Annotated in this window: 2 protein-coding genes and 1 pseudogene; all 3 read right to left on the bottom strand. The window is 41.9% G+C overall.

All coding sequences use genetic code 11. The annotated features are described in order from the left end of the window. A pseudogene (locus tag AB4653_RS20500) lies at nucleotides 1-960 on the bottom strand (hybrid sensor histidine kinase/response regulator); the annotation flags it as partial. A gap of 32 nt (nucleotides 961-992) precedes the next feature. Further along, on the bottom strand, nucleotides 993-2,036 hold the full coding sequence (locus tag AB4653_RS20495; protein WP_102257296.1) for a two-component system response regulator: 1,044 nt from the start codon (nucleotides 2,034-2,036) through the stop codon (nucleotides 993-995). Between the two features lie 218 nt (nucleotides 2,037-2,254). After that, nucleotides 2,255-2,941: a protein kinase domain-containing protein gene (locus AB4653_RS20490; protein ID WP_102257295.1), complete on the bottom strand. Its 687-nt coding sequence runs from the start codon at nucleotides 2,939-2,941 to the stop codon at nucleotides 2,255-2,257. Nucleotides 2,942-3,066 lie beyond the last annotated feature (125 nt).

Genomic DNA, 3,066 nt, shown 5'->3' with positions numbered 1-3,066 from the left:
ACTCAGTAGTGTGCGAATCGCCAATAGGTCTTGACCTATGAGCAGTTGGGAAGAGAGTTCTGCTTGAGATTGAGAAATGAGATGATTCAGTTCTGCGACTTGGATCTGTTTAGCTTGATAGAGTAATCCAACCGAACGCGAAAATTCAGAGCCGCTCAAAGTGACTTGATTGATGAGCGAGGCTGTTAACTTTTTAGAAGAGACCGGTACGCCTTGAAGTTGAACTAAGTTGGTGTAATAGCGATTTTTTGCCTTTTCAACAATCTCTAAACGTTGTTGTCCTTTGTCATCTAAAATTTGAGCGTGTAATTCGGTAATCAACTGTGAAGCCTTTTGCATCTCAACCTTGACCAGTGAGTAGGTCTTTAGGTTTCCGTCGAGCAAATATTCTTTTTCAAGGTTTTGTATATTAACGGCGAGAGTAGCGAGTTGACTTGTTTTTAAGGCAACGTTAGTCAATTCTTCGCTAGTTAATCGCAACCCTCGAATATTTTGACTGTTTTGATTAATGGCTTGATTGTGCAAATCTCTCATCTCTCGCAATAGCTCGGTCGCGGCATTAGATCGTTCATCCATTAGCGCTCGGGTAGATTGATTCAACTCAATAAGCCCGACATATTGCTTGAATTGAATCAAATATTCCGTGAGTAGATTGCTCGGAAGTGATTCCGCATATTGATTGGCATAATCGTCGGCTAAACTTATAGTTTGCTTTGCTTCTTGATTAAAGTTGGCAATGACTTTTTCGTTATAGTCGTTACTGAAAGACAACTCGTAAACACGCAGTTTATCGAGGGAGGTCAATAGTCGAGTACTAGAAGCGTACTGTTCGACACCGATGAAGCGATCGTTGAGATTGATCCAAGCGCCCACTGCGACGGAAAACACAACGACAGCCGCAACGAGAAAAGAGATTAAGATTATTTTGGAATCAGTAGCAAATCTTGAAACAGTATTCATAAAGTACCTGTATTGATAAAGTACCAGCGAACTTAGTGTTCTGGTTCATCAGAAAAAGAGTCTTTGATCGCTAACATCTCGTCGAGCTTATTTATGAAGATAGGCACTAAGTTAGGGTCAAAATGATGGCCAGCTTGTTCTTGAATCAGCTCAATCGCTTTTTGAATAGGCCAAGCTTTTTTGTATGGGCGTTCGCTAGTCAATGCGTCGAATACGTCGGCAATCGCTACAATTCGCGCGCTGAGAGGGATATCTTCACCGGATAGCTTGTGAGGGTAGCCGCTACCATCCCATTTTTCATGATGATATAGCGCAATTTCTTGGGCGAGTTTTAGTAGTTTGGAATCGTTATCACCAATGATGTCCCCACCAATGGTGACGTGTGTTTGCATGATTGCCCACTCTTCAGGATCCAGCTTTCCTGGTTTGCCTAATATGTTGTCCGGGATGCCAATTTTACCGATGTCGTGCATTGGCGCCGCTTGGAATAGTAGCTCAACCCACTCTTCGTGCACGTCTAACTGCTGAGCCAGAATTTTCGAGTAGTAACTCATTCTTACAACGTGCATTCCCGTTTCATTGTCTTTGTACTCTGCTGCCCGGCCGAGCTTGCGGATTATCTCCAATCGACTCATTGCCAAAGCTTCCGTTCTTTGTCGTACCTTGCGAGACAGTGCCAAGTTTTGGTCGTAGAGGGAGATTTGCGTGACAACACGAGCTTTCACAATAGGTGGGCTAACTGGTTTAGTGATGTAATCAACAGCGCCTAGCTCAAAGCCCATTTGTTCATCGACCATATCGGTTTTCGCGGTAACAAAAATTACAGGGATATTGGCGGTGACTGGATCATTTTTAAGTCGGCGACACACTTCATACCCATCCATTTCTGGCATCATTATATCGAGCAGGATCAGGTGTGGTTTTGGATGTGAAGAGGCAATCTTTAACGCTTTTTGACCTGACGTCGCAGCTTTAATTTTAAAGTCTTCATTGAGGATACCTGACAGGGTGTGGATGTTGTCTGGGATATCATCAACAACCAGAATAATGGGTTTATCTGTCGTAATTTGATTCATTTTTCGTCCCTAAAAAATTTAATCAGATTGCTATGTTCTATGCTATTAAAGCGTAGTGGAATTTGGTGGAAATGCATGATTTCTGGAGGGTTAATTATTGGTTTTGGAATCTAAAAGGAAATAATGGAGTCCCTTTCTATGAATAGATATTTTATATGTTAACCTTTATTTAACAAAGAATAACTTTATCTATGGTGTAGTCTCGGGCTAATACTATTCTAGCTCCTACATTTCCTTAACAGCATGTGATACCTGCTAGGTAGACTTATGTATTGGAAGGACTGTTTTGAGCTACTTTTGTTATCAAATTGGTCAAAGTACTCTTCTAGTATCACTGCAAGAGCGAACCAGTCATCGAATTTGCCTAAGACTGAACTAGGTGTTGAATACCTTGGTGTATAGCTTTCAAAACGTAGCTCGGAACGCAGAGTTCCGTTCTTTATGACAGAGCCGAAGTCAATTAAATGTACTTGCCCTTGAGGAGTCAATACGATGTTAGATGGTTTAATGTCACCATGAACGAAACCAAGTTTGTGGACTTGATGAATCGAGCGCTCTAGCAAGGTAATCCAGTTGGTAGGGAAGTTGTTTGACTTAGAAGGCTCGGTTTGGATTTGTAATAGTGTTATTCCACAAATGTGGGAAAGGACTAGATAGTCACTCTGCTGGTTAGAGAAATAATCGCAATATTCTGGCCAGTTATAATTGGAGTTGGAATAGAGAAACTCAGCCTCTTGTTTGAGAAAGTGACGGTGCTTTACTGCTTGAGCATACTTTATAGTAACGACGCCCCAGCTAGGGTGCTGGGCTTGAAGTACACGTCTACCTAATCGAGAGAGATTAGTGTAGCCACGGTTAGTTAGCTCCTGCTTGAGCTTTGCGTCGTCCGAAAATTCTCCCTTCAAAGCAACTTTGCCAGAGTGTTAAAACCAAAGGAAGAGCAACTTATTGACAGAGAATTATTGTCATAAGATGGAGCTCGCTTTGATGTACAAAGCGAGCTACTTGAGGGGGCTTTACTAGATATCAC

Source organism: Vibrio sp. 10N.222.48.A3 (genome assembly GCF_041475345.1).
GTDB lineage: Bacteria > Pseudomonadota > Gammaproteobacteria > Enterobacterales > Vibrionaceae > Vibrio > Vibrio tasmaniensis_A.
Note: the sequence above shows the minus strand (reverse complement) of the source record. Positions and strands in the feature narration are given on the sequence as shown.